The organism is Flavivirga abyssicola, from assembly GCF_030540775.2.
Classification (GTDB): Bacteria; Bacteroidota; Bacteroidia; order Flavobacteriales; family Flavobacteriaceae; genus Flavivirga; species Flavivirga abyssicola.
Map to the genome: position 1 here is coordinate 2,433,349 of NZ_CP141266.1, position 25,506 is coordinate 2,458,854.

Annotated in this window: 23 protein-coding genes; 20 read left to right on the forward strand and 3 right to left on the reverse strand. The window is 32.5% G+C overall.

From position 1 onward, the window contains the following. Positions 1-226: 226 nt before the first annotated feature. From Q4Q34_RS10240 to Q4Q34_RS10255, 4 genes are all read left to right on the forward strand, one after another. Positions 227-1,054: a prephenate dehydratase gene (locus tag Q4Q34_RS10240; RefSeq protein ID WP_303318378.1), complete on the forward strand. Its 828-nt coding sequence runs from the start codon at positions 227-229 to the stop codon at positions 1,052-1,054. Further along, positions 1,051-2,196: a pyridoxal phosphate-dependent aminotransferase gene (locus Q4Q34_RS10245; RefSeq protein WP_303318377.1), complete on the forward strand. Its 1,146-nt coding sequence runs from the start codon at positions 1,051-1,053 to the stop codon at positions 2,194-2,196. Before Q4Q34_RS10240 ends, Q4Q34_RS10245 begins: the two co-directional genes overlap by 4 nt. A 98-nt stretch (positions 2,197-2,294) precedes the next feature. After that, on the forward strand, positions 2,295-3,146 hold the full coding sequence (locus Q4Q34_RS10250) for a prephenate dehydrogenase (RefSeq protein WP_303318376.1): 852 nt from the start codon (positions 2,295-2,297) through the stop codon (positions 3,144-3,146). A 20-nt stretch (positions 3,147-3,166) separates the two neighbouring features. Continuing rightward, positions 3,167-4,249, forward strand: a complete 1,083-nt coding sequence (locus tag Q4Q34_RS10255) for a bifunctional 3-deoxy-7-phosphoheptulonate synthase/chorismate mutase type II (RefSeq protein WP_303318375.1) — start codon at positions 3,167-3,169, stop codon at positions 4,247-4,249. A gap of 66 nt (positions 4,250-4,315) precedes the next feature. Here Q4Q34_RS10255 and Q4Q34_RS10260 read toward each other — a convergent pair whose 3' ends face one another. Further along, positions 4,316-4,768: a hypothetical protein gene (locus Q4Q34_RS10260; RefSeq protein WP_303318374.1), complete on the reverse strand. Its 453-nt coding sequence runs from the start codon at positions 4,766-4,768 to the stop codon at positions 4,316-4,318. Between the two features lie 87 nt (positions 4,769-4,855). Here Q4Q34_RS10260 and rsgA point away from each other — a divergent pair, with 87 nt between their 5' ends. From rsgA to Q4Q34_RS10315, 11 genes are all read left to right on the forward strand, one after another. Then, positions 4,856-5,800 carry a ribosome small subunit-dependent GTPase A gene (gene rsgA / locus Q4Q34_RS10265; RefSeq protein WP_303318373.1) on the forward strand — a complete coding sequence of 315 codons (945 nt, stop codon included), beginning with the start codon at positions 4,856-4,858 and terminating at the stop codon, positions 5,798-5,800. Between the two features lie 92 nt (positions 5,801-5,892). Beyond that, a complete protein-coding gene (gene dtd, locus Q4Q34_RS10270; RefSeq protein WP_303318433.1) occupies positions 5,893-6,345 on the forward strand; it encodes a D-aminoacyl-tRNA deacylase in 453 nt (150 codons plus the stop codon). Continuing rightward, positions 6,345-6,773, forward strand: a complete 429-nt coding sequence (locus tag Q4Q34_RS10275) for a metal-dependent hydrolase (protein WP_303318372.1) — start codon at positions 6,345-6,347, stop codon at positions 6,771-6,773. Before dtd ends, Q4Q34_RS10275 begins: the two co-directional genes overlap by 1 nt. A gap of 168 nt (positions 6,774-6,941) precedes the next feature. Then, entirely contained in the window at positions 6,942-8,861 is a 1,920-nt protein-coding gene (locus tag Q4Q34_RS10280) for a DUF3857 domain-containing protein (RefSeq protein ID WP_303318371.1), read from the forward strand. Between the two features lie 4 nt (positions 8,862-8,865). Then, on the forward strand, positions 8,866-10,878 hold the full coding sequence (locus Q4Q34_RS10285) for a DUF3857 domain-containing protein (protein ID WP_303318370.1): 2,013 nt from the start codon (positions 8,866-8,868) through the stop codon (positions 10,876-10,878). Further along, a complete protein-coding gene (locus Q4Q34_RS10290) occupies positions 10,878-11,204 on the forward strand; it encodes a nucleotide pyrophosphohydrolase (RefSeq protein ID WP_303318369.1) in 327 nt (108 codons plus the stop codon). The genes Q4Q34_RS10285 and Q4Q34_RS10290 overlap by 1 nt, the downstream gene beginning before the upstream one ends. 34 nt (positions 11,205-11,238) lie before the next feature. Then, positions 11,239-12,465 (forward strand): 3-phosphoshikimate 1-carboxyvinyltransferase, encoded by a 1,227-nt coding sequence (locus Q4Q34_RS10295; protein WP_303318368.1) that lies wholly within the window; start codon positions 11,239-11,241, stop codon positions 12,463-12,465. A 172-nt stretch (positions 12,466-12,637) separates the two neighbouring features. Then, positions 12,638-13,687: a tRNA preQ1(34) S-adenosylmethionine ribosyltransferase-isomerase QueA gene (queA, locus tag Q4Q34_RS10300; RefSeq protein WP_303318367.1), complete on the forward strand. Its 1,050-nt coding sequence runs from the start codon at positions 12,638-12,640 to the stop codon at positions 13,685-13,687. 14 nt (positions 13,688-13,701) lie between these two features. Next, a complete protein-coding gene (locus Q4Q34_RS10305) occupies positions 13,702-13,845 on the forward strand; it encodes a hypothetical protein (RefSeq protein ID WP_303318366.1) in 144 nt (47 codons plus the stop codon). A 195-nt stretch (positions 13,846-14,040) separates the two neighbouring features. Next, positions 14,041-15,081, forward strand: a complete 1,041-nt coding sequence (gene rlmN / locus Q4Q34_RS10310; protein ID WP_303318365.1) for a 23S rRNA (adenine(2503)-C(2))-methyltransferase RlmN — start codon at positions 14,041-14,043, stop codon at positions 15,079-15,081. Positions 15,082-15,316: 235 nt separating this feature from the next. Continuing rightward, the gene (locus Q4Q34_RS10315) at positions 15,317-16,294 is read left to right on the forward strand and encodes a polyprenyl synthetase family protein (protein ID WP_303318364.1); all 978 of its coding nucleotides are present in this window, start codon (positions 15,317-15,319) and stop codon (positions 16,292-16,294) included. A 29-nt stretch (positions 16,295-16,323) separates the two neighbouring features. Here the strand turns inward: Q4Q34_RS10315 and Q4Q34_RS10320 are convergent, their stop codons facing one another. Continuing rightward, a complete protein-coding gene (locus Q4Q34_RS10320) occupies positions 16,324-16,884 on the reverse strand; it encodes a hypothetical protein (RefSeq protein WP_303318363.1) in 561 nt (186 codons plus the stop codon). A gap of 175 nt (positions 16,885-17,059) precedes the next feature. Between Q4Q34_RS10320 and Q4Q34_RS10325 the strand changes: the two genes are divergently transcribed. The 3 genes from Q4Q34_RS10325 (at position 17,060) to Q4Q34_RS10335 (ending at position 19,598) form a co-directional block, all read left to right on the forward strand. Further along, entirely contained in the window at positions 17,060-17,638 is a 579-nt protein-coding gene (locus Q4Q34_RS10325; protein WP_303318362.1) for an RNA polymerase sigma factor, read from the forward strand. Further along, a complete protein-coding gene (locus tag Q4Q34_RS10330; RefSeq protein WP_303318361.1) occupies positions 17,625-18,386 on the forward strand; it encodes a hypothetical protein in 762 nt (253 codons plus the stop codon). The genes Q4Q34_RS10325 and Q4Q34_RS10330 overlap by 14 nt, the downstream gene beginning before the upstream one ends. A gap of 129 nt (positions 18,387-18,515) precedes the next feature. Continuing rightward, complete coding sequence (locus Q4Q34_RS10335; RefSeq protein ID WP_303318360.1) at positions 18,516-19,598, forward strand: porin family protein; 1,083 nt, start codon at positions 18,516-18,518, stop codon at positions 19,596-19,598. A gap of 216 nt (positions 19,599-19,814) precedes the next feature. On the opposite strand, the gene Q4Q34_RS10340 is transcribed toward Q4Q34_RS10335, so the two are convergent. Beyond that, on the reverse strand, positions 19,815-22,049 hold the full coding sequence (locus Q4Q34_RS10340; RefSeq protein WP_303318359.1) for a M1 family metallopeptidase: 2,235 nt from the start codon (positions 22,047-22,049) through the stop codon (positions 19,815-19,817). 128 nt (positions 22,050-22,177) lie between these two features. Between Q4Q34_RS10340 and Q4Q34_RS10345 the strand changes: the two genes are divergently transcribed. Next, entirely contained in the window at positions 22,178-22,705 is a 528-nt protein-coding gene (locus Q4Q34_RS10345) for an inorganic diphosphatase (protein WP_135875576.1), read from the forward strand. 287 nt (positions 22,706-22,992) lie between these two features. Continuing rightward, complete coding sequence (locus Q4Q34_RS10350) at positions 22,993-25,374, forward strand: sodium-translocating pyrophosphatase (protein WP_303318358.1); 2,382 nt, start codon at positions 22,993-22,995, stop codon at positions 25,372-25,374. Positions 25,375-25,506 lie beyond the last annotated feature (132 nt).

Below are 25,506 nucleotides of genomic sequence, written 5' to 3' on the forward strand. Positions count from 1 at the left end.
AATATTAATTACTTTAGCCGCATAATTATGACAACAACAGTATATTATACATATTTTAACAACTGGTTTTATTTCTTTTTTAGCAAAAGGGACGAGGCGTTGTATGTATAATTTATAACTATAAATTTTAATATGAGTCTCGATGAAAATCGGGACTTTTTTTTGTTCAACTTTTAGTTGAACAACCTCAATGAAGATTGAGGTCTTAATAAAATAAAATTGAATTTTGATCAAAACGGTAGCCATACAAGGAGTAAAAGGATCTTTTCATCATATTGTGTCACAGCAATTTTTTGAAAAGCCTGTCGATGCTATTGAATGTTTAACATTCGATAGGGTTGTTGAATCTTTAATAACTAAAGAATGCGATGCAGCCATTATGGCTCTGGAAAACTCTATAGTAGGATCTATTATTCCTAATTATGCTTTAATAGACACCTATGGTTTACACATTGTTGGAGAGCATTATTTGGATATTCAGCATAACTTAATGGCATTGTCAGGGCAGCGTATTGAAGATATTGAAGAAGTGTATTCGCATCCCATGGCATTGCTACAATGTAAAGAGTTTTTTAAGCAATATCCACATATTAAATTAGTAGAGGATAAGGATACTGCTGAGGTTGCTCAACGTATTCAAGAAAAAAAGCTTAAAGGTATAGGAGCTATTGCAAGCGTACTGGCAGCAGATATATTTGAGTTAGATATTCTGGCAGAGAGTATCCAAACGATAAAGCACAATGAAACACGTTTCGTTATTGTAAAACGAACAAATTCTGAAGTGTCTGAAAATGACATTAACAAAGCTTCGGTTAAATTTGAAAGTGATCATAAACGAGGTAGTTTGGCTGCAATTCTTAATGTGATGAGTGATTGCAAATTGAATTTAACTAAAATTCAATCCTTACCAATAATTGAAACACCTTGGAAATATGCTTTTTTTGTTGATGTTACTTTTGAAGACTATATAGATTTTAAAAAATCAAAATCTATAATTGATATTATGGGAGAAGGATTTAAAGTGTTGGGTGAATATAAAAAGGCCAAATTATGATTGAACCAGCAAATAGATTACAAACGGTAGAAGAATATTACTTTTCAAAGAAATTAAGAGAAGTAAACTTTCTTATAACCAGCGGAAAGCCTATTATTAATTTGGGTATTGGAAGTCCTGATTTACAGCCGCCACAGAAAGTTGTAGAAGCTATAAAGGAAGGATTGCTAGCACCAAATGCACATAAGTATCAAAGCTACCAAGGGCTACCTGAACTAAGAGAAGCTATTGCTGAATTTTATAAAGAACATTTCTCAGTGGCTTTAAGTGCTGCGACAGAGGTTTTACCACTTATGGGTAGTAAAGAGGGTATTATGCATATTTCTATGGCATATTTAAATGAAGGAGACGAAGTATTAATTCCAAACCCAGGATATCCAACATATCAATCTGTTACAAAATTAGTAGGAGCAAAACCTGTTTTTTACGAATTAGATGCAGCAAATAATTGGTTGCCAGATTTTGAAGTTTTAGAAGAATTAGATTTAAGTAAGGTGAAATTGATGTGGGTAAACTATCCGCACATGCCTACGGGAACTCAGCCGAATACTCATTTGTTTGAAGAATTAGTGGCATTTGCTAAACGACACGATATTTTAATCGTTAACGACAATCCGTATAGTTTTATATTAAATGAAGCGCCAAAAAGTATATTAAGTGTTGAAGGAGCAAAAGATGTTTGTTTAGAACTTAATTCGTTAAGTAAAACCTTTAATATGGCGGGGTGGCGTGTAGGAATGGTAGTTGGGGATAATAAGCATATCAACAATATTTTAAAGGTAAAGAGCAACATGGATTCTGGGATGTTTTATGGCATCCAAAAAGGAGCCATAGAAGCTTTAAAATGCTCAGAAATGTGGTTTGTTACTTTAAATAGTGTGTATAAACAGCGTCGCGATTTAGTTTGGAAATTGGCAGATGCTTTAAACTGTACTTACGATAAAAATGCAACAGGTCTTTTTGTTTGGGCTAAATTACCAGCTCATATAAAAGCAGAAGCATATATAGATTCGGTACTTAAAGACAACCATATTTTTATTACGCCAGGAACCATTTTTGGTAATAAAGGAGAAGGATATATTCGGTTTTCTTTATGTGCAACAAACGAAGTCTTAGAAGAAGCTATAAAAAGAGTAGAATAAGTATTCAGTTTGCAGCAAACAGTAATATAGATCGTAAAATATAAAATAGTAATTAATAAGTCTTCCCTCAGGGAAGATGTCTCAAAGAGACAGATGGGATGAAAAATATATACATTATAGGAATAGGGTTAATAGGCGGAAGCCTTGCTATAGATATTAAAAAGAATAATCCAGAAGCTATTATTCACGGTATTAGTAGAAAACAAACGACGCTTGATGAAGCCTTATCACTTAATTTAATTGATAAAAAAGCAACCTTAGATGATATTGAAAATGCCGATTTGGTTATTGTATCCATTCCTGTAGATGCCACAGTAAAGTTATTGCCAAATATTTTGGATAAGATCCCCGATTCGGGACTGGTTGTAGATGCTGGATCTACCAAAGTTGATATATGTAAAGTTGTTGAAAATCATCCTAAGCGTAGAAACTTTTTAGCAATGCATCCTATTGCAGGAACTGAACACTCTGGACCTTCTGCTGCAATTCCTAATTTGTTTATAGGTAAAACAAATATTGTTTGTGAAGTCGAAAAAACAACATTCAAACTTCAAGAAAAAGCATTAAAACTTTTTGGAGACATAGGAATGCGTATTCGCTACATGAATCCGGAAGCACACGATAAACACATCGCATATATGTCGCACTTATCACATATAAGTTCATTTATGTTGGGAAAAACAGTAATAGAAAAAGAAAAAAACGAGCGCGATATTTTTGATATGGCAGGTAGTGGATTTGCTTCCACAGTTCGTCTGGCAAAGAGCTCTCCAGAAATGTGGACGCCCATATTTAAACAAAATAAAGAGAATGTCATTGAAACTTTAAAGGAATACATCAATAACCTAAATCAGTTTAAAGAACTTATGGAGAAAGATGATTTTGAAGAAGTGTACAATGAAATGAAAAATACGAATCATATAAAACAAATTTTAAACGGAATAGCTTAATCGGCTAAATATTAAGTAAAATGGAGAATAAAAAAGAAATGAGAAACTGGTTGGATGCATTGAATTTAGATCATCCTTTGGTTATTGCAGGACCTTGTAGTGCTGAAACAGAAGAGCAAGTATTAAAAATAGCGCATGAGCTAAAAGATACAGATGTTAGCTATTTTAGAGCTGGTATTTGGAAACCAAGAACAAGACCAGGAATGTTTGAAGGTGTTGGTGCATTGGGTTTAAAGTGGCTACAAAAAGTAAAAGAAGAAACAGGAATGAAAACCTGTACAGAAGTAGCTAATGCTGCTCATGTAAAATTAGCTTTAGAGCATGACGTAGATTTATTATGGGTAGGAGCACGCTCTACAGTAAGTCCATTCATTATGCAAGAAATTGCAGATGCTTTACAAGGAACCGATAAGCCTGTATTGATTAAAAATCCAGTAAATCCAGATTTGTCTTTATGGTTAGGGGGTATTGAAAGAATATATAAGGCAGGAGTTAAAAACATTGGAGCTATTCATAGAGGGTTTTCAACATATCAAAAAACCAAATATAGAAACATTCCTGAATGGCAATTGGCTATCGAGTTTCAAAATAAATTCCCGGATATTCCTTTAATTAATGACCCGTCGCATATTACAGGTAATCGTGATATGATTTTTGATGTATCTCAAACGGCTTTAGATTTAAATTTTGATGGATTAATGATCGAAACACATTACGATCCAGAAAATGCATGGAGCGATGCTGCACAGCAAGTAACACCTAGTACTTTGGTGCAAATCATGAAAGATCTTAAAATTAGAAAAGAAACAAATGCTGAAGCTGAGTATAATAGCGCATTAGATAATTTAAGAGCCCAAATTGATATTGTAGACAACCAGATTATTGGTTTATTAGGAAAGCGTATGGTAGCTGCTGATGGTATTGGAGCCCTTAAAAAACAGAAAAATGTTGCCGTATTACAATCTAAACGATGGAATGAGATTTTAGGAAAAATGGTTTTAGAAGGACAAGATCATGGACTTAGTGAAGAATTTATCTTAAGAATGTTTAAAGCTATTCATCAGGAATCCATTAATCATCAGGAGAAGATAATTAATGGGTAAAATATATTATATAAAGAAAGCCTCGCAATTGCGAGGCTTTTTTCATTTTTCAAATACAAAACAAAACTATTGCTTGTTTCTTTTAAAAATATAACGAGTTATAAAAATACCTTTACCATCACTTTTACCAGCGTCACTTTCTACAGCACTGGTTACAAAAGCTAATTCCCAACCCTCTTCTATCATTGTGTTGATTTTAGAAGTAATCAAAGCATCGTTAGCAGCAATGTTCTGGAAACGAATCCCTCCAATGTTATAAAAGTTTAACAATTTTGTTTCGTCAAAATCTTTAACTCTTATGTCTCCACGCTTAGATTTATTACGAGTGTTGTCATCTTCAGTTTGTGTGCTAGTGTATTCTTTGTAATCTTTTTTTTCGTTAGCACTAATAATTCTGGAACGTCCAATACCATTAGGAACAATAGACTCGACACTAGTAACAACCTTGTACTCTACTTGAGCATTGGTGTCTATAAAAGAGAATAACGCAATAATAAAAACTAAAAGTAATTTTTTCATAATAGAGATGTTTTTTAAATTAATAATTACAAGATTAAACAATATCTATACCAAAAAAAAGATTTTTAATTTTACATTTGGAAAAATATGACAGGACTCGTTTACAAATCTACAGGAAGTTGGTACACGGTAAAAACCGATTTGGGCCATACTTATGAATGTCGTATAAAAGGGAAGTTCCGTATAAGAGGCATTAAAAGTACAAACCCTATAGCGGTTGGTGATATGGTGGACTTTGAACTTGAAAGCGATAATAATCAAGAGTCTGGTATTATACATAAGATTCACGATAGGTCAAATTATATTGTTAGGAAATCGGTTAATTTATCAAAGCAGACGCACATTATTGCTGCCAATTTAGATCAGGTTTTTTTAATGATTACCATTAACAATCCGCCTACATTAACGAGTTTTATCGATCGCTTTTTAGTAACAGCTAATGCCTACTCTATTAAAACGGTATTGTTGTTTAATAAAGTAGATACTTATGATGAAGAAACACTTCTAGAGGTTAAATACCTTGCGCATGTTTACAGGAAGGTAGGATATGAATGTATAGGTGTTTCAGCTAAAACTGGCAAAAACGTAGATAAGGTAAAAGGACTAATGAGAGGGAAGGTTAGTATGTTTTCCGGACATTCAGGGGTTGGTAAATCTACACTTGTAAATGCCATTGAACCGGCTTTAAATATTAAAACAAAAGAAATTTCGACACAGCACATGCAAGGGCAGCATACAACAACCTTTGCAGAAATGTTCGACTTAAATTTTGGAGCTAAAATTATTGATACACCAGGAATAAAAGGTTTTGGGGTGGTAGATATGGATAAGGAAGAAGTTGGTGATTATTTTCCAGAAATATTTGAATTGAAACAAGACTGTAAATTTAATAATTGTTTGCACTTACAAGAACCCAAATGTGCTGTTAAAAAGGCATTGGATAATGATGAGATAGCATTTTCGCGCTACAGAAGTTATTTGCAAATTATTGAAGGAGAAGATGAGCATTACAGAACTGATAATTGGGAATAATCCCCATTGTCCTTCGGATATTTCCCCAAAAGGGAAAAATAAATATGAATCAAATAGCTCCCTTTCCTTTGGAAAGGGTTAGGGATAAGAAAATGAAAGCGGTAATTCAAAGAGTTTCAAAAGCAAGCGTAACCATAGAAGGGAAAAAAGTAGCGTCTATTTCAACAGGGCTTTTGGTGCTTATAGGTATTGTTAATGAAGATACAACAGAGGATATTAAATGGTTGACTAACAAAATAGCAAATCTTCGTGTTTTTGGTGATGAAAACAATATCATGAATACCTCTTTGTTAGATGTTAATGGTGATGCTATTGTGGTAAGTCAATTTACTTTACATGCTTCTACAAAAAAAGGCAATAGACCAAGTTATATTAAAGCGGCAAAACCAGATATTGCTATTCCACTGTATAAAAGTTTCGTAAAACAGTTAGAAAACAACCTGGGTAAAAATGTACAAACGGGACAATTTGGAGCCGATATGAAAGTGGAGTTGATTAACGACGGACCCGTAACAATAATAATCGATTCTAAAAACAAAGAATAATGGCATCTATATTTGGGCATGGTGTGGTTGGCTTTACATTAGCTAAAATCATTGATAAACACAATGCAAAATGGCTTATAGTCTTTGCTGTATTTTCAACCATTCTTCCAGATTTTGATGTTATAGGTTTTAGATTTGGTATACCTTACGAGCATCCCATGGGACATCGGGGATTTTCACATTCCATATTATTTTCGGTTATATGGGCCTTTGTTTTGATGATCTCTCTGGGTAGAAAAAATAAAGGCGTCTGGTTTTTGGTTATCTTTTTATCAACTCTTTCACATGGTCTTTTAGATGCTATGACATCAGGCGGGATGGGTGTTGGGTTTTTAATTCCATTTGATAATAGTCGTTTTTTCTTTCCATTTCGAGAGATACAAGTATCACCCTTGGTATCAAAGATTTTTTTTCGGAATGGGGAATAAAAGTGCTATTTAGCGAGTTTAAATATATTTTTATCCCATCTTTTCTTATATTATTTGTGAGATTTTTAATTTATCGAACGAAAGTTTTTTAGATGATAAAAACTGAGCTTTCTCATATAATAATCAGTCTGATACAAATACCTTTGACTTTATAAAGACACATAAAATATGATTGTAAAAAAAATTATGAGTATTCTTATTTTACTCATTACTTTATCTGTTACTTCTCAAGAAAATTTATATCAGAGTTTAATCCTTCCAGAAAACCTAATAAAAAATGCAAATGCAGTTCTTAGAAAAGATGATACTCAAATAGAAATTTCTTCAGTAAAAAAATTAATTCATAAATATAGACGAGTAGTAACCATATTAAATAAAAAAGGTGATGATTATTTAAAAGCATTTGTCCATTATGATAATGAAATTAATATAAAAAGATTAAATGCTTTTGTTTATAATAAGTTAGGTCAAGAAATTAAAAAGTTTAAGAAAAATGATTTTAAGGATGTTGCTGCAGTAAGCAGTTTTTCTTTATACGAAGACAGTAGAGTAAAATATTTAGAATATACTCCTATTGAATATCCTTATACTGTTGAATTCGAATATACAACGGAGACTTCTAATACTGCTTGGATTCCTTTTTGGAGGCCGTTGGAAGGATATCTTATAAGTACACAAAATAGTTCGTTTAAAATTATTTATGATGCTTCTGTTGGAATGAATAAAAAAGAGAAAAACTTTTCTGGATATAATATTATAGATAATTCCGAAGCAGGCATTTTGAATTATGAAGCTAAAAATATTGAAGCTTTAAAGCCAGAACAAATGAGTCCAGAATTTAAAATTATTGGGCCTAGATTATTAGTGTCAGCAAAGAACTTTTATTATGGAGGATTTTATGGTTCTGCTGAAGATTGGACCAGTTTAGGGAAATGGTTTAATGATAATCTACTTGTTGGAAGATCAAGTCTTACTAAAGCTACAGAGGCACAAATTAAGGAATTAGTTACAGGTATTGATGATCCTATTGAAAAAGCTAAAATTGTATATCAATTTGTACAAGATAATACCAGATATATAAGTGTTCAAGTGGGTGTGGGTGGTATGCAACCAATTTCAGCTTTAGATGTAGATAAAGTAAAGTATGGAGATTGTAAAGGGTTAACAAATTATACAAAAGCTTTGTTAGATGTAGTTGGTGTTCCTTCTAATTACACAAGGTTATATGCTTCTCCCGATAGTCAAATTGGAGTTGAGAAAGATTTTACTTCTTTTGTTGGTCAAACGAACCATGTCATTCTAAATATTCCACAAGAAGACAAAGATGATATCTGGTTGGAATGCACAAGTCAAAAATTACCTTTTGGTTTTATTGGCGATTTTACAGACGATAGAGATGTATTAGTTATAACACCCGAAGGAGGTAAAATCCAACACACAAAAAAATACAAAACAGAAGAGAGCGTCCAGCAAATAAAAGGGAATTATTCGATTTCAAATAACGGGGCTATTGAAGCTAATGTCAATATTAACTCTAAAGGCATACAATATGATGATAAATATTGGTTAGAAACCGAAACAGAAAGAGACCTCGATAAGCATTATAAAAAAAGATGGGGCTATATTAATACCATTAAAATGAATAGTATGCACATCACTAATAATAAAGAAACTATTGAGTTTGTTGAAGATATTAGTTTTCAGGCAACTAACTATTCTAAAAAAATAGGTGATAGGATGTTGATTACGCTGAATGCCTTAAATAGAAATACAGAGATACCAGACCGTTACAGAAATAGAAAACACCCTCTTAAAATTAAAAGAGGATTTAAGGATATTGACGAGGTCGAAATTAAATTACCACAAGATTATAAAGTAGAATCTAAGCCCAATAATAAAATCATTGAAAATAAATTTGGAAGTTATAAATCAGAAATAATTGTTAAAGATGAAAGTACACTTATATATAAAAGAGAATTTACAGTAAACGATGGTGAGTTTCCTAAAGAAGATTATGAGGCGTTTAGGGATTTCTATAAAAAAGTGAATAAACAAGACAACGCAAAAGTAGCATTAATTAAAAAATGATTAAATGAAAATCACAACGATTTTATTTAGCTTATGCTTTACAATAACAGCATTTGCTCAAGATTACAAATTCGGAAAAATTTCTAAAGAAGAGTTACAAGAAAAATTTAACCCGTTAGATTCTTCGGCAAGTGCCACATATTTGTATAAAAATAGAAGAACCTTTTTTCAATATCAGCAAGGAGAGGGGTATAGTTTAATAACCGAGATACACGAGCGAATAAAAATATATAATCAAGAAGGTTTTGATTATGCTACCGAACAATTGAGTTTATATAAAAGTGGAAGTGATCGTGAAGAGGTAAATAATATAAAAGCTTATACTTATAATTTGTTAAAAGGCAAAGTAGAAGAAACTAAGCTGACGAAAGATGGTATTTTCAAAACTGAAAAATCTAAATATTTTGATGAATTAAAATTTACTATGCCAAATATTAAAGAGGGTAGTGTTGTTGAGTTTAGATATAGAATTTCGTCACCTTTTTATTGGAATGTAGATGATTTTAATTTTCAGTATGATATTCCAGTAAAAAAACTAGATGCTAAATTTGAGGTGCCTGAGTATTTTGTTTTTAAAACGAATGTTAAAGGATTTTTGCCAATAATGCCTAAAACAGAAACAGAAAGAGACAAAATTACTTTTACAAGTAAAACGAGGTCTGGTGGCAATCTGAATGGAGCTACAAGAACAACATTTAACTCATCAGATGTAGAATTTGTTAAGAGCATATCATCATATCATCTTAAAGATATACCAGCATTAAAAGAAGAACCTTATGTAAATAGTATAAATAATTATAGGTCGTCTATAAAATATGAGTTGTCTTACACAAAATTTCCCCAGTCTACTGTTAATTACTATTCGACAACATGGGAAGATGTAGTAAAAACAATTTATAAGAGCTCTAACTTTGGAGGTGAATTAAATAAAACAAGCTACTATAAAGATGAGTTAGATGCTATAATTGGGTCTATATCTGGACCAATGGAACGTATAGCTTTAATTTTTGATTTTGTCAAATCCAGGGTAAAGTGGAATGGGTATTATAGTAAATACACTAGTGAAGGCGTTAAAAAAGCATTCAAAGATCAAGTAGGAAATGTTGCAGAAATAAATTTAATGTTAACGTCTATGCTAAAATATGCGGGTTTAAATGCCTATCCGGTTTTAGTAAGTACAAGGAGAAATGGTGTTCCGTTATTTCCAACAAGAGAAGGCTATAATTATGTTGTTAGTTATGTTAAACTTTCAGATGGGTATATTCTTCTAGATGCTACTAATAAATATAGTGTTCCCAATGTTTTACCGTTTAGAACGTTAAATTGGCAGGGACGGGTAATCTCCGATAAAGGAGGGTCTACATTAGTAGATTTATATCCCAAGGAAAAATCAAAGAATAATATTTCTATGATCATCAGTTTAGATGAAGATGGGACTATAAAAGGTGGCTGTAGAAATATTAAAACAAGCCATAATGCTTTGAGGTACAGAGAACGTTATGATAATGTTAATAAGGAGGATTTTATAGAAAAATTAGAAAACAAACACGGAGGTTTAGAGATTTCAGAGTTTAAAGTAACAAACGAGTTAAATTTGTCGAAACCAGTAGTGGAGTCTTTTAAATTTATAAAAGAAAGTCAAGCAGATATTATAGGAGATAAAATATATTTTTCACCAATGTTTTTTTTAAAAACAGCAGAGAACCCCTTTAAATTAGAAAATAGGGAATTCCCTGTTGATTTTGGGTATCCATCCACTTCCAGATATAGAATTACAATAAATTTGCCCGAAGGGTATAAGGTAGAGTCGATTCCAGAATCAGTAGCCTTTAGTATGCCAGATAATTTAGGATTATTTAAATTTAATGTAATAAATAAAGGAGTCTCAATTCAATTGTTAGTAGATGAAACTATTAATCAATCGATTATTTTACCTACATATTATGCTACTTTAAAAGAGTATTTTAAACAAATTATTGAAAAAGAAAATGAACAAATAGTATTAACTAGAATATAATGGATATTAAAAACGCACAAAAAATAGTTGACAATTGGATACATGAACATGGTGTTCGCTATTTTAATGAACTTACTAATATGGCTCAACTTACTGAGGAGGTAGGTGAAGTAGCCCGCATTATTGCAAGACGTTATGGAGAACAAAGTGAAAAGGAAAGCGATAAAGATAAAGACCTAGGAGAAGAATTGGCAGATGTTTTATTTGTGGTCTTATGTTTAGCAAACCAAACAGGTGTTGATTTACAAAAAGCATTTGACAAAAGAATGGACAAGAAAGCAAAACGAGATCATGATAGACACCATAATAACGAAAAATTAAAGTAAATTTGCAGCTTGTTTAAAAGAGAATCCATAGGGCATGCAAATTACACTTCAAAAATCTACAATTGCTAAGCAATCTTCAATTCAAATAACAGGATCTAAAAGTGAATCCAATAGATTATTACTTTTAAAAGCACTATATCCCGAAATTAGTCTTGATAACGTGTCTAATTCTGATGATAGTAATTTAATGACTAATGCTTTAACTACAAATTCAGATTTAGTTGATATCAACCATGCAGGAACAGCCATGCGTTTTTTAACAGCTTATTTTTCTGTTCAAGAAGGAAGAGAAGTGACGTTAACGGGATCTAAACGAATGAAGGAACGCCCTATTGAGGTTTTAGTAGAAGCACTTCAAGAGCTTGGAGCAGATATTAGTTATGTTGAGAATGAAGGATATCCACCAATAAAAATAACAGGGAAGAAGTTAACTAAACATAAAGTGTCTTTAAAAGCAAATGTAAGTAGTCAGTACATTTCTGCTTTATTGCTTATTGCTTCTAAGCTTGAAAACGGATTAGAGCTAACCTTGGAAGGCGACATAACATCGGTTCCATACATAAAAATGACGCTTAGTTTGTTAGATGAAATTGGAGTAGAATCTTCATTTAATGGAAATGTTATTACAGTAAAACCAGCACTCAATAATCCACAACCAAAAACCTTAACAGTAGAGTCAGATTGGTCTTCAGCATCCTATTATTTTAGTATTGCTGCAATTAGTGAAGTAGGGACAGAAATTACATTGTCATCATATAAAGAGAACTCTTTGCAAGGTGATTCTGTTTTAGTAGATATTTATAAGCATTTTGGAGTCAGTACCACTTTTAATGATAATAGTAGTGTTACTTTAAAGAAAACGTTCTCAAATATAGAACCATTGACTTTAAATTTAAAAAACGCTCCAGATATTGCACAAACGATAGCAGTTACATGTTTTGCTTTGGGAATATCTTGCGATTTAACAGGACTTCATACTCTTAAAATTAAAGAAACTGACAGATTGGTTGCTCTAAAAAATGAAATAGAAAAATTAGGAGGAAGTGTTGAAATCACAGATAAATCCTTGCATTTACCAACTTCTAATGAGATTAATGAACTGGTTTCCATTGAAACCTATCACGATCATAGAATGGCAATGGCATTTGCACCTTTAGCGCTTAAAACAGCCATAAAAATTGAAGATGCGATGGTCGTTTCCAAATCATATCCAACTTTTTGGGACGACTTAGAATCTATCGGATTCAAAATAACTAAATAATAATCACTCATTTACTTGACAATCCCTATTCGCAGATTGTATATTTGCAGCTTTCAAAAAAAAAATAAAATTACTTGCTAAATAAACCTTTCATTATTATTGGTCATTTTTTGATCTAAGATTATAATATTGAAAAGCAGCATTTTTTATATTAAACAATAAAAACTAACAAATGAAATTATCAAACTTTGGTTTCAATCTTCCAGAAGAATTATTAGCAGAATATCCAGCAGAAAACAGAGACGAGTCGCGTTTAATGGTTTTGAATAGAAAAGAACAAACCATTGAGCACAAAATGTTCAAGGATTTAATAGACTATTTTGACGAAGAAGATGTATTAATACTTAATAATACTAAAGTATTTCCTGCAAGATTATATGGTAATAAAGAAAAAACAGGAGCAAGGATAGAAGTGTTCTTATTAAGAGAATTAAATGAAGAACAACGTCTTTGGGATGTTTTGGTAGACCCTGCACGTAAAATTAGAATTGGGAATAAGTTGTATTTTGGTGATGATGATACGTTAGTAGCAGAAGTTATAGATAATACGACATCTAGAGGGCGTACATTACGTTTTTTATATGATGGATCTTATACCGAATTTCGCAGAAAATTAAACGAGCTTGGAGAAACACCACTTCCAAAGTATATAAAAAGAGATGTAGAACCAGATGATGAAGACCGTTACCAAACCATATACGCAAAAAACGAAGGTGCTGTAGCTGCACCAACTGCGGGCCTTCACTTTTCTAAACACTTACTAAAAAGGTTGGAAATTAAAGGTGTAGATTTTGCTGAAGTCACTTTGCATGTAGGTTTAGGAACTTTTAATCCAGTTGAAGTAGAAGATTTATCGAAACACAAAATGGATAGTGAAGAGCTGAAAATTGATGAAAAAGCAGTGCATATTGTAAACAAAGGTATAGAAAATAAAAGGCGCGTTTGTGCTGTAGGGACTACAGCTATGCGTGCTATAGAAAGTTCTGTATCATCAAATGGTAAACTAAATGAAATTGATGGATGGACTAATAAATTCATTTTCCCTCCATACGATTTTAGTATCGCTAATTGTATGATTACCAATTTTCATACCCCAAAATCAACATTATTAATGATGGTATCTGCATTTGCTGGACATGATTTTATCAAAAAAGCATACGAAGAAGCTGTAAAAGAGAAATATAAGTTTTACAGTTATGGAGATGCTATGTTAATTATATAAACTGGATCAATTCAATGAACTCATTTAGCCTTTTTGGATTTAAGCGAAAATTAGAAGTTTTTGCCTCTGTTGAAGACTTTTTTGAGTTGCATAGCAGAGCTACGGGAGGAAAAAAAGACAAAAACAGAGCTGAAAACAGCAATTTTTTAGCAAATTGAAAAAGTCTAAATGAGTTCAATATTAAAAATAGTAATTAGCCTCTTTTAAGAGGCTTTTTTCTTGTGTTGAATTCATTATTTATAGGGATTTATAAAAAAAGGAAACGTTCTATGATTGCTAATAGCCCTTGAAAAAGAGTTTCTATTCCTCAAATATCGAAATTTGAAAAACCGTTCACTATTTTTGCAACACTTATGGCAGCAAGTAAAAAAGACATTCGTTCATTAACTAAAGACGATTTAAGAGCATTCTTTGTAAAACAAGGAGATAAAGCTTTTCGAGGTAACCAGGTTTATGAATGGCTTTGGCAAAAGTCGGCGCATACTTTTAAGGATATGACCAATGTTTCAAAAGAAACACGTCAAATGTTAGAAGATAACTTTGTTATTAACCATATTGAGGTTGATACCATGCAACGGAGTAAAGATGGTACGGTAAAAAATGCGGTTCGATTGCATGATGGCCTAATAGTAGAATCAGTTTTAATACCTACCGCAACAAGAACAACGGCCTGTGTATCCAGCCAAGTAGGATGTAGTTTAGATTGTAAATTTTGTGCAACGGCGCGTTTAAAGCGTATGCGTAACTTGAATCCGGATGAGATTTACGATCAGGTAGTTGCTATTGATAAAGAAAGTCGTTTATATCATAATCGCCCGTTAAGTAATATTGTATTTATGGGTATGGGAGAGCCGCTTATGAATTATAATAATGTCATAAAGGCTATCGATAAAATCACATCTTCAGAAGGCTTAGGGATGTCTGCGAAGCGTATTACCGTATCTACATCGGGTGTGCCAAAAATGATAAAAAAAATGGCAGATGATGCCGTGAAATTCAATTTAGCTGTCTCTCTACATTCAGCGATTGATTCTGTTCGTACATCCATTATGCCCTTCAATGAAACCTTTCCTTTAGTAGATTTAAAAGAAGCATTAGAGTATTGGTATACAAAAACTAAACGTAAAATTAGTTACGAATATGTGGTTTGGAGAGGTATAAATGATACCCAAAAAGATATTGATGCCTTTGTGAAATTTTGCAAGTATGTACCATGCAAAGTTAACATTATTGAATATAATCCCATTGACGATGGTGAGTTTCAACAAGCTACGAATGATGCTTTAGAAAACTATATCAATACCCTGGAGAAAAATAGAATCGTTGTAAATGTACGCCGTAGTAGGGGGAAAGATATTGATGCAGCTTGCGGACAATTGGCAAATAAAAAATAAAAAAGAACTTCAAACCGAAGTTCTTTTTTATTTTATCTGTTAGAATAGTGTCATTTTTTGATTTTTTAAGAATAGCTATATAATTAAATTACGTAATATTTTTCTTAAACGAATATTTTATCGATTAAGCGTTTCTTTTTGAGATTAATAGAAAACCTATAGAATGAGAATTTTAGATAGCCTAGTAGTAATATCTTAACTTTATTAGTAATTTCGCTGAGATTAAGTTTGAATATTGAAAATAGTAGAGCAAATAAAGCAGCCAATAGCTTATGAGATGGATCTTTTCGAGCAAAAGTTTCAACTCTCTATGTCTAGTAAAGTGGCATTACTTAATAGAATTACACACTATATTGTAAACCGCAAAGGGAAGCAAATGCGCCCTATGTTCGTGTTTTTGGTTTCTAAAATGGTGTCTAATGGCGAAGTTAGTGAACGTACTTATAGAGGTGCTTCAGTTATTGAACTCATACATACAGCAACTTTGGTACACGATGATGTGGTTGATGATAGCAATCGCCGTCGTGGATTTTTCTCTGTAAATGCCCTTTGGAAAAATAAAATAGCAGTTTTAGTTGGTGATTACTTACTGTCTAAAGGATTGCTTTTAAGTATCGATAATGGTGATTTCGATTTACTCAAGATTATTTCTATTGCGGTTCGTGAAATGAGTGAGGGTGAATTACTTCAAATTGAAAAAGCCAGAAAACTTGATATTACAGAAGATGTTTACTACGAAATTATTCGTCAGAAAACAGCAACCCTAATTGCCGCTTGCTGTAGTTTAGGGGCAGCATCTGTAAAACCAGAGTCGAAACATGTAGAGTCCATGCGAAAGTTTGGGGAACTTATTGGTATGGCGTTTCAAATAAAGGATGATTTGTTTGACTATGGAGATACCCAAATAGGAAAACCTACAGGGATAGATATCAAAGAGCAAAAAATGACGTTACCTTTAATTTATGTTCTCAATCAATCTTCAAAAAAAGACAAAAACTGGCTCATTAATTCTATAAAAAATCATAATAAAGATATCAAACGTGTTAAGGAAGTTATTGCTTTTGTGAAAAATAATGGGGGTTTGGATTATGCTATAAAGAAAATGAAAGCATTTCAAGATGAGGCACTACAAATGCTTCAAACATTTCCAGAATCAGATTATAGAAATTCACTGGAACTTATGGTGAATTATGTGATTGATAGGAAGAAGTAACTGATTTTCAATTTGAGAATAGCCTATTTTTATACTTTGTTAGCCAGAGTTTCTTCTTTCATTTTTTTTATGAAATACGTTATCTCTTTTTCTAATTTAGAAGTCATTTTTACCACTATTAAGGAAGACATAATTGTAAGTATTCCTAATCCAATAGAAATCATTTTTTCTCCTCTATAAAAATCACTTTTCAAAACTCTCACAGAAGTCCATATTACTGAGAATCCTAAAAATAATATTGTTGGAATGCAAGTTTTGAAAAATTCATATTGATGCCGCATATTTTCATAGCGCTTTGTTATGAACTCATTTTTTTGTTTGGTTACAAATAGAAAATTATCAATTTCAATAAAATTTTGTTTAGACTTAAAAAGTTTTGTGTTAAATAAATAAGTAGCAATGCCTCCAATAGTATAAGAAAAAATTAATGTTGGAATAGCTACGATTACTCCCCAAGTTGATGATTTTGCTAACTCTTCAACAAAAGGATAAATATTATATATTCCACAGGCAAACATGAAAATAGAAACAAGCCATACAGTTCCAATTGCTAACTTTAGGGTAAATATGTCTAAGTTAAACTTTTCCATCTTTAATTATATTAATAATTTATAGGTTGAGCTAAACCAATATAGCTGAAAATTTTTACAAATCCAAGTGTTTCATTTTTAGGGTTTTAGTTCTTTTCAATTACATTTATAGAAATATTTAAAAGCTTGGGCAACCATTAGCACAAAATTTGCGTCTATAAAAATAGAAGGCTAAATGAAATCATTTTTGAAAGTAATACAATTGCATAAAGACGAATCGTCACTTATAAAAAAAGCGATTAAAAATAATCGTGAAGCACAGCACGTCTTGTTTGAAATACATGCTCCAAAAATGCTAAGTGTATGTAGATATTATATAAAAGATTTACAACAAGCCGAAGAAGCGATGCTTAACGGTTTTTTTAAAGTGTTTTCTAATTTAAAAAGTTTTAAAAATGAAGGGAGTTTTGAAGGTTGGATTAGACGGATTATGGTAAGGGAATCTATTTCCTTTTTAAGACAAAAAAAACGAATAGAGTTTTCTGTTGAGGACTTTGAGTTTAGCAACGATTATACAAATGATATGAGTACTGAGATAGAAGTTGCCGAAATACAGCAACTTATTGATGCGCTTCCAGAAGGCTATAAAATGGTATTTGTTATGTATGCTATACAAGGGTATAAACACTACGAAATAGCAGAGATTCTGAATATTACAGAAGGCACATCAAAATCGCAATTGTTTAAAGCACGAAAGTGGCTTCGAGAAAAAATTAAAGAATTAAATAAAACAACAAGCTATGGCACCCATTAAATTTGAAGAAAGCATAAAGGATAAGCTTGATAAAAGAACATTGCAACCATCTAATAATGCATGGAATAAACTTTCAGAGCGTTTAAGTGACCAAGAAAAAAAGAAAGGTAAAAGACCGATCTTATGGATAGGTTTGGCAGCGAGTATTATTGGGGTAATGCTAGTAATTTCTCAGTTTTTTAATGACGGAATTATCGTGGATGATATTCATAAAACAATAGCAGTTCCAGAAGTTAAGGAGGAAAATAAAAATAATGCAGTAATAGTTGAAACTAATGTTAATAGTGTAAAGGCCTCAGAAACTATTCAGATAAATAAAGATGAAGTTATTAAAAAATCATTAAAAAAGCCAATTCTTAACAAATCGGAATTTAATAAAGAACAAATAGCTGATAATCAAGAAAATAACATAAAAAAGCGTAAAAACAATCCTGTTAATCCTGTTGAAGTAACATCAGCGCCTTTAACTTTTGAACAAGAAAAAATACAAGCAGTTGCAAGCCAAATACAAGCTTTAAAAGATAATAACAAAGTTACAGACGAAGCTATTGACGCTTTATTACTAGAAGCTCAAAAAGAAATCAGGTTAAATCAATTATATAATGAAGCTACAGGAGTGGTGGATGCTAATTTATTACTTCAAGACGTTGAAGCAGATTTAGATCAATCCTTTAGAAGTAAAGTTTTTGAAGCTATAAAAACAGGTTACGGTGCTGTAAAAACTACTGTAGCACATCGTAATGATTAACATATTCCTGTGTCACACTGAGCGCAGTCGAAGTGCAGAAAGGAATCTCATGAATTATAACTATAAATATCATCAAATCAATAATCAATAGATGCTGAAATAAATTCAGCAAGAAAAAAACGAACAGTTATGCAAACTATTACTAAGTATTTAGCACTTGTAGTGCTATGTGTAAGTGTGCAATTAATCAATGCACAAGACACCATTCAAAATGTAAATAATAAAGACAAAATCAAAGCTTTAAAAGAAATTAAAGAACACATTAAAAACGAAGAACGTGATTTTTTAAAAGTAGAAGTAGAAGCTATTAATATGCGTTTAGAAAAGGGAGAGATATCTAATGAAAAAGCGGAGATATTAAAAAAGGAAGTAGCAAAAAAGAGGGCTTTAAATATTGAAAATCGTATTTCAATTATAAATAATAAAATTGCTCTTTTAGAGCGTAATGAAGAGGGCTATAAGACCAACGAAGATGAAGAGTTGTCAAAAATAGGTTTCAGTGTAGGAGGTGAAGAAGGTGGTAGTTTTGCAGGTATTAAAATTAAAAGCAAAAACAAGCCAAAGGAATATGATTTACGGACCACCAGTGATTTTGTATTGGCTTTTGGTCTTAACAATGCTATTATTAAGGGACAAAAGCTTGATGATTCCCCATATAAGATTGGAGGCTCCCGATTTTTAGAATTAGGTTGGGCATGGAAAACGCGAGTATTTAAAAACACCAATTTTTTACGCTTTAAATATGGGTACTCTTTTCAAATAAATGGTTTAAAACCTGATGATAACAAATATTTTGTTCAACAAGGTAATCAAACTGTGTTGGAAGAATTTCCAGAAGATCTTAAAAAATCGAAACTGTCTATTACCAATTTAGTATTTCCTGTTCATTTTGAGTTCGGACCTTCAAAAAAGATTGATAAAGACACTTACTTTAGGTATTCCACAAGAAATCAATTCAAAATAGGCTTAGGAGGATATGCAGGTTTTAATATTGGTACGCGTCAAAAACTGAAGTATGAGTTGGATGGAGAAAAAATAAAAGATAAACAAAAACGTGATTTTAACACCAGTAATTTAGTTTACGGATTAAGTGGTTATATAGCTTTTGATGATGTCGCATTATATGTTAAATACGATTTATCACCTATTTTTAAAGATCAGATTGTGGACCAGAATAATATCTCAATAGGTATTAGGTTTGATGTGGATTAAAACTAAAGGTCTAAAAAGTGGTTAACCTTGTCATTCAGAGCAAAGCGAAGAATCTTATTTTACTCATAATCAGAGTCATTTGTTTTAAAGAGATTCTTCACAGCTTCGCTGATACCTTCGAAACAAAATATATTTTGTTTCTTGGTAATATTCAGAATGACACTTTTTAGACCTTTAGTTTTTTTAGAAAGATTGCAATAGATTGAATTTTTAATTTCAACTCTTTCTTTTATTCTCTTTAAAAGCATCAAATTCCGAAGGTGTTTTAACTTTAGGAAACGAATTGTTTTTCGTGTCAGTATCAGCATATTCGAAATTAGGATCTAAATTCACTTTCTTTACTTCTTTGTCCTTTATAAATGTTTTTTGGATTTCGTATTCGTTCCTACGCCAGATTTCGGCTGGAATCCTATTAATTTCTTTTGAGCCATCAGTAAATACCCACTCAATAGTAACAGGCATAACTAATCCTCCTACATTTTTAATAGTGATTTCGTAAATGTTTTTACCAGAAAGTTGTTTGCGCAATTCAGGTTCGTTAATTCTTGATAAAAATTGACCGTATGCAGCATCGGGTGTGGTGTTCATAGTAATCATTTCCGGACCACTTGAGAAATCTTTGGTTTGTGCTTGAACATTTTTCCCCGAAGCATCGATTTTTACTTTAGATGTGTTGTTTTGATCTTCTATGTTCGAATGCTCTTCATAGACTTTAAACCATTTTACATGACTTAATTCCATATCTACATGATCGGTTGTAAAAAACCAACCTCTGTAAAACCAATCTAAGTCTGTAGCTGTGGCATCTTCAAGTGTTCTGAATAAATCGGAAGGATTAGGGTGTTTATATTTCCAACGGTTGGCATATTCTTTAAAAGCTTCATCAAATAGTTCTTTTCCAATAATTGAATTGCGAAGCATTTGTAAACCAACGGTTGGTTTCAAATAAAAATTAGCACCAAATTGAGACATAAGCTCACTATCTGAAGTCGTCATAATAGGGCGTAAAATATTTTTATCACCGCTCATAAACGGAACAATGCTTTTTGGTGTTACACTATTAAAATCAGGGTAACGCTCTGCTACTGTTCTTTGGTGTAAAAAGGTATTTAAACCTTCATCCATCCACATCCATTTACGCTCATCTGAACTTACAATCATAGGGAACCAATTGTGACCTACTTCATGGATAATAGTTCCTATCATCCCCTGTTTAGCATTATTGCTTATTTTACCATTTTTTGGACGACCTCCATTAAAGCTAATCATAGGGAATTCCATACCAATATTAGATGTGTTTACAGAAATAGCAACAGGATATGGGTAATCGAAAGTCGCTTCAGAATATACTTCTAAAGCATGCATCACAGCTTTAGTGGACTCTTCCTGCCATACAGGTAGCCCTTCTTTAGGATAAAAAGACATAGCCATTACAGTATTGGTTGGCAACTTTACTGCTTGTGCATCCCACATAAATTTACGAGAGGAAGCAAAGGCAAAATCACGAACATTTTTAGCACTGAATTTCCACGTTTTTTGCTTTTTTGATTTCTGTTTTTCATTGGCTTCTGCTTCTTTTTTAGTAATAACCATTACGGGTTTGTCAAAAGACTTTCGAGCTTCATCCAATCGCTTACGCTGAGCTTTTGTTAGCACGGATTCACTATTTTGAAGCAAGCCGGTAGACGCAACAATATGATCTTCTGGTACAGTGATTTCAACGTCATAATCACCAAATTCCAGTGCAAACTCTCCAAGTTTTTGAAATTGCTGATTTTGCCAACCTTCTGTGTCATTATAAACAGCCATTCTTGGAAACCAATGTGCAATAAGATAAACAGTATTATCATCCGATGGAAAATATTCATAACCCTCCCGAGATAGTAAATACATACTTCTGTCGGTAATTGGGTAAGACCACGCTATTGAAAAACTTGTAGATTCCCCTGATTTAAGAAGCGTATTCAATTTAACCTTCATCATGGTATTGTTAACCATGGTTTTTATGTTTTTTCCGTTGGAATCTTTAACATATTTAATAGAATAACCAGCCGGAAAATCGATAGCTCTAGTAAGGAACTGCATTTGCCTCGAAGTCATGCCGTCTTTTATATTATTGTTTATACTTCCAAAATCTTCATTCCCTTTTTTGTTAACGTTTTGTTCAAGTTGTATCCATAAATAACTTAAATCATCTGGTGAATTATTATAATAAGTAATAGTTTCTTTACCAGATATGGTATTGTTCGTTTCGTCAAGGGTTACCTTAATTTTATAATTAGCCTGTTGTTGCCAATAATCCCTTCCAGGAGCACCACTAGCAGTTCTGTAGGTGTTAGGAGGTTTAATCATATTATCAATAGGTTCAAATTTACCTTGCCAGGGCTCTGTTTGGGCTTTAATAGATAATAAAGAAAATAGAGTAAAAAATAAATAAAATAAAAGTCTCATAGTCAGCCAGAATATTATTTGAATTAGTCAGCGACAAGATAGGAATTATTAATCTAAAACAACCAAGTTTTTTGTTGGTTAAAGTCTAAGTGTTCAGTACATTTGCGTCCCTAAAATATTTATAAACTATGAGTAAGAAAAAAGATTTAACATTTGATGTGTTAATTGAAATACCAAAAGGAAGTAGAAATAAATATGAATACGATTTTGCATTACACAAAATTCGCTTCGACCGTATGTTGTTTTCATCTATGATGTATCCGGGGGATTATGGATTTATTCCAGAAACTTTGGCATTAGATCAAGATCCATTAGACGTATTGGTTATGGGAACAGAACCAACATATCCTATGGTAGTTATGGAGGTTAGACCAATTGGTGTATTCCATATGACTGATGAAAAAGGGCCTGATGAAAAAATTATTTGTGTCCCGGTTTCTGACCCTATATGGAGTAATAATAAAGACATATCAGATTTAAACCCTCATAGGTTAAAGGAAATAGAGCATTTTTTCCAGGTATATAAAGATTTAGAAAAGAAAAAGGTTGATACCGGTGGATGGGGAAATGCTGAAGAAGCTAGAAAGATTTATCATGAATGTGTACTGCGTTATGAAAATAGCGAACACAAGAAAAAACGAACCTTTACTATTTAGTTGAAATTTTTTATTTAAAATTTATAAAACCATCCCAAATTATTAGGATGGTTTTTTTGTTTTCCAATTTTGGCACAAGAGAAATTTGGAACATAATTAAAGTGTAATTTCACTTAAATAAACAAGGAAAAACTAACATATGTCATTGTATTAAAGATAATATATTTAAACAGAGATTTGAATGTATTATCTTTAATTAATAGGGGCTTTTTTTATCACTTATATTTTCCTATTTTTAGCTTCGTTTAAAAATAATTAACTAATAACTAATAAAAGAACTTATTAATATGGAATTAATAGTGAAATTTTTACCAGTGTTTGGAGTTTTAGCTTTGGCTTATGTATTTATAAAAAGTGCATGGGTCTCCAAACAAGATCAAGGAGATGATAAAATGATTCGAATTGCTAAAAATATTGCCGATGGGGCAATGTCTTTTCTAAAAGCTGAATATAAAATTTTATCAATATTTGTAATTGCTGTTGCTGTTCTGCTGTATTTCAAAGGAAATGCAGAAGAAGGATCTAATGGTATGGTTGCTGTATCTTTTATAGTTGGAGCTATTTGTTCTGCCTTAGCTGGATTTATAGGAATGAAAGTTGCTACCAAAGCAAATGTAAGGACTACAAGTGCAGCAAGGACTTCTTTAGGAAAAGCTTTAGAAGTTGCTTTTGCTGGTGGTGCAGTTATGGGGCTTGGTGTTGTTGGACTTGGTGTTTTAGGTTTGAGTGGCCTTTTTATGATATATAGTGAAATGGGCTGGGGAATTAACGAAATCCTTAACGTATTATCAGGTTTTTCTCTTGGAGCATCGTCTATTGCGTTATTTGCTCGTGTTGGGGGTGGTATTTATACCAAAGCAGCAGATGTTGGAGCCGATTTAGTTGGTAAAGTAGAAGCAGGAATTCCAGAAGATCATCCTTTAAACCCTGCAACTATCGCAGATAATGTAGGGGATAATGTAGGTGATGTAGCAGGAATGGGAGCCGATTTATTCGAATCTTATGTAGGATCTATTATTGGTACTATGGTCTTAGGGGCTTTTATTTTAACCCCGGATTTTAATGGGTTAGGAGCTGTTTACTTACCGCTAGTATTAGCTGCAGTTGGTATTGTGATGTCTATTGTAGGAACATTTTTTGTGAAAGTAAAAGATGGTGGAAATCCACAAACAGCTTTGAATATAGGTGAATTTGGATCAGCAGGTTTAATGGTTATAGCGTCTTATTTTATTATTAATGCTTTAATACCAGAAACTGTTGAAGGTTTGCCTTTCGGAGCAATGGGCGTATTTTGGGCAACTATAGCTGGTTTAGTAGCTGGTTTAGCCGTTGGTAAAGTAACCGAATATTATACAGGAACTGGAAAAGGCCCTGTAACTTCTATTGTTAGACAATCTGAAACTGGTGCTGCAACAAACATCATTGCTGGTTTAGGTATTGGAATGATGTCTACTGCAATTCCTATTATATTAATTGCTGCGGCTATTTTAGTATCACACCATTTTGCTGGTCTATATGGTATTGCTATTGCTGCGGTAGGAATGCTGGCTAATACAGGAATACAATTAGCTGTAGATGCCTACGGACCAATTTCTGATAATGCCGGTGGTATTGCTGAAATGGCAGAGCTACCGAGTGAAGTTCGTGAACGTACCGATAAGTTAGATGCTGTAGGTAATACAACAGCAGCTATTGGTAAAGGGTTTGCTATCGCTTCTGCTGCCTTAACAGCATTAGCATTGTTTGCAGCTTTTATGAAAACAGCAAATGTTACCGCTATTGATGTGTCTCAACCTCAAATTATGGCAGGGTTATTAGTTGGAGGTATGTTGCCGTTTGTGTTTTCAGCATTATCTATGAATGCTGTTGGGCGTGCAGCTATGGCTATGATTGAAGAGGTTCGTCGCCAGTTTAGAGACATCCCACAATTAAAGGCAGCTTTGGAAGTGATGCGTAAGTATGATTCAGATATGAGTAAAGCTTCAGAAGAAGATAGAAAAATATTTGATGCAGCAGACGGTGTTGCAGAATACGATAAATGTGTGGCTATTTCAACAAAAGCATCTATTAAAGAAATGGTATTCCCTGGGCTTTTAGCTATTGCAGTACCTGTAGCTGTTGGGTTTATTGGCGGTGCAGAAATGTTAGGAGGTTTGCTTGCCGGGGTTACTACTTGTGGTGTGCTTATGGCGATTTTCCAATCTAATGCTGGAGGAGCTTGGGATAATGCTAAAAAGACTATCGAAGAACAAGGTAAAAAAGGAACAGATGCTCATAAAGCGGCTGTTGTTGGTGATACTGTTGGAGATCCTTTTAAAGATACTTCAGGGCCTTCATTAAATATCTTATTAAAATTAATGTCTGTTGTAGCATTGGTTATAGCACCTAGTATTGCATTGTCTTCTGATATTGTTACCGCTTACACTTCCGAAGGACATGAGATTGAAAATGTTGAAATTTCTAAAGAAATTAAAGTGAATATGACTAATAATGAAGATGGGACTGTTAAAGCAGTAGTGACTACAGTGACCATTGAGAATGATGAAGAATCTATTAGTTATGAGACTTTTAATGGAAATGAATCTGAAGTAAAAGCCAATATTGAAGCTTTAAAAGGAAGCTATAAAATAGCTGGTATTGAAGTTAAAGAAATTATTGAAGAGATTTAATAAATTCTTAATTAAGAAAAGAATACCTCTATAAAATAAGCTGTATTTTAAGCTTGTGTATAAAAATTAGACACGAATATTGCAGATTCGAACTAAGTAATCTGCGATATTCGTGTTTATTATATCTAGTTC

Excerpts from the sequence above, each read along its gene's own strand:
- Q4Q34_RS10335 (WP_303318360.1), top strand. The coding sequence starts at position 18,516 with ATGCAAACTATTACTAAGTATTTAGCACTTGTAGTGCTATGTGTAAGT.
- Q4Q34_RS10325 (WP_303318362.1), top strand. The coding sequence starts at position 17,060 with ATGAAATCATTTTTGAAAGTAATACAATTGCATAAAGACGAATCGTCA.
- Q4Q34_RS10280 (WP_303318371.1), top strand. The coding sequence starts at position 6,942 with ATGATTGTAAAAAAAATTATGAGTATTCTTATTTTACTCATTACTTTA.
- Q4Q34_RS10330 (WP_303318361.1), top strand. The coding sequence starts at position 17,625 with ATGGCACCCATTAAATTTGAAGAAAGCATAAAGGATAAGCTTGATAAA.
- Q4Q34_RS10305 (WP_303318366.1), top strand. The coding sequence starts at position 13,702 with ATGAACTCATTTAGCCTTTTTGGATTTAAGCGAAAATTAGAAGTTTTT.
- rsgA (WP_303318373.1), top strand. The coding sequence starts at position 4,856 with ATGACAGGACTCGTTTACAAATCTACAGGAAGTTGGTACACGGTAAAA.
- queA (WP_303318367.1), top strand. The coding sequence starts at position 12,638 with ATGAAATTATCAAACTTTGGTTTCAATCTTCCAGAAGAATTATTAGCA.
- Q4Q34_RS10350 (WP_303318358.1), top strand. The coding sequence starts at position 22,993 with ATGGAATTAATAGTGAAATTTTTACCAGTGTTTGGAGTTTTAGCTTTG.
- Q4Q34_RS10255 (WP_303318375.1), top strand. The coding sequence starts at position 3,167 with ATGGAGAATAAAAAAGAAATGAGAAACTGGTTGGATGCATTGAATTTA.
- Q4Q34_RS10260 (WP_303318374.1), bottom strand. The coding sequence starts at position 4,768 with ATGAAAAAATTACTTTTAGTTTTTATTATTGCGTTATTCTCTTTTATA.
- Q4Q34_RS10245 (WP_303318377.1), top strand. The coding sequence starts at position 1,051 with ATGATTGAACCAGCAAATAGATTACAAACGGTAGAAGAATATTACTTT.
- Q4Q34_RS10275 (WP_303318372.1), top strand. The coding sequence starts at position 6,345 with ATGGCATCTATATTTGGGCATGGTGTGGTTGGCTTTACATTAGCTAAA.
- Q4Q34_RS10320 (WP_303318363.1), bottom strand. The coding sequence starts at position 16,884 with ATGGAAAAGTTTAACTTAGACATATTTACCCTAAAGTTAGCAATTGGA.
- Q4Q34_RS10290 (WP_303318369.1), top strand. The coding sequence starts at position 10,878 with ATGGATATTAAAAACGCACAAAAAATAGTTGACAATTGGATACATGAA.
- Q4Q34_RS10345 (WP_135875576.1), top strand. The coding sequence starts at position 22,178 with ATGAGTAAGAAAAAAGATTTAACATTTGATGTGTTAATTGAAATACCA.
- Q4Q34_RS10340 (WP_303318359.1), bottom strand. The coding sequence starts at position 22,049 with ATGAGACTTTTATTTTATTTATTTTTTACTCTATTTTCTTTATTATCT.
- Q4Q34_RS10285 (WP_303318370.1), top strand. The coding sequence starts at position 8,866 with ATGAAAATCACAACGATTTTATTTAGCTTATGCTTTACAATAACAGCA.
- dtd (WP_303318433.1), top strand. The coding sequence starts at position 5,893 with ATGAAAGCGGTAATTCAAAGAGTTTCAAAAGCAAGCGTAACCATAGAA.
- Q4Q34_RS10250 (WP_303318376.1), top strand. The coding sequence starts at position 2,295 with ATGAAAAATATATACATTATAGGAATAGGGTTAATAGGCGGAAGCCTT.
- rlmN (WP_303318365.1), top strand. The coding sequence starts at position 14,041 with ATGGCAGCAAGTAAAAAAGACATTCGTTCATTAACTAAAGACGATTTA.
- Q4Q34_RS10295 (WP_303318368.1), top strand. The coding sequence starts at position 11,239 with ATGCAAATTACACTTCAAAAATCTACAATTGCTAAGCAATCTTCAATT.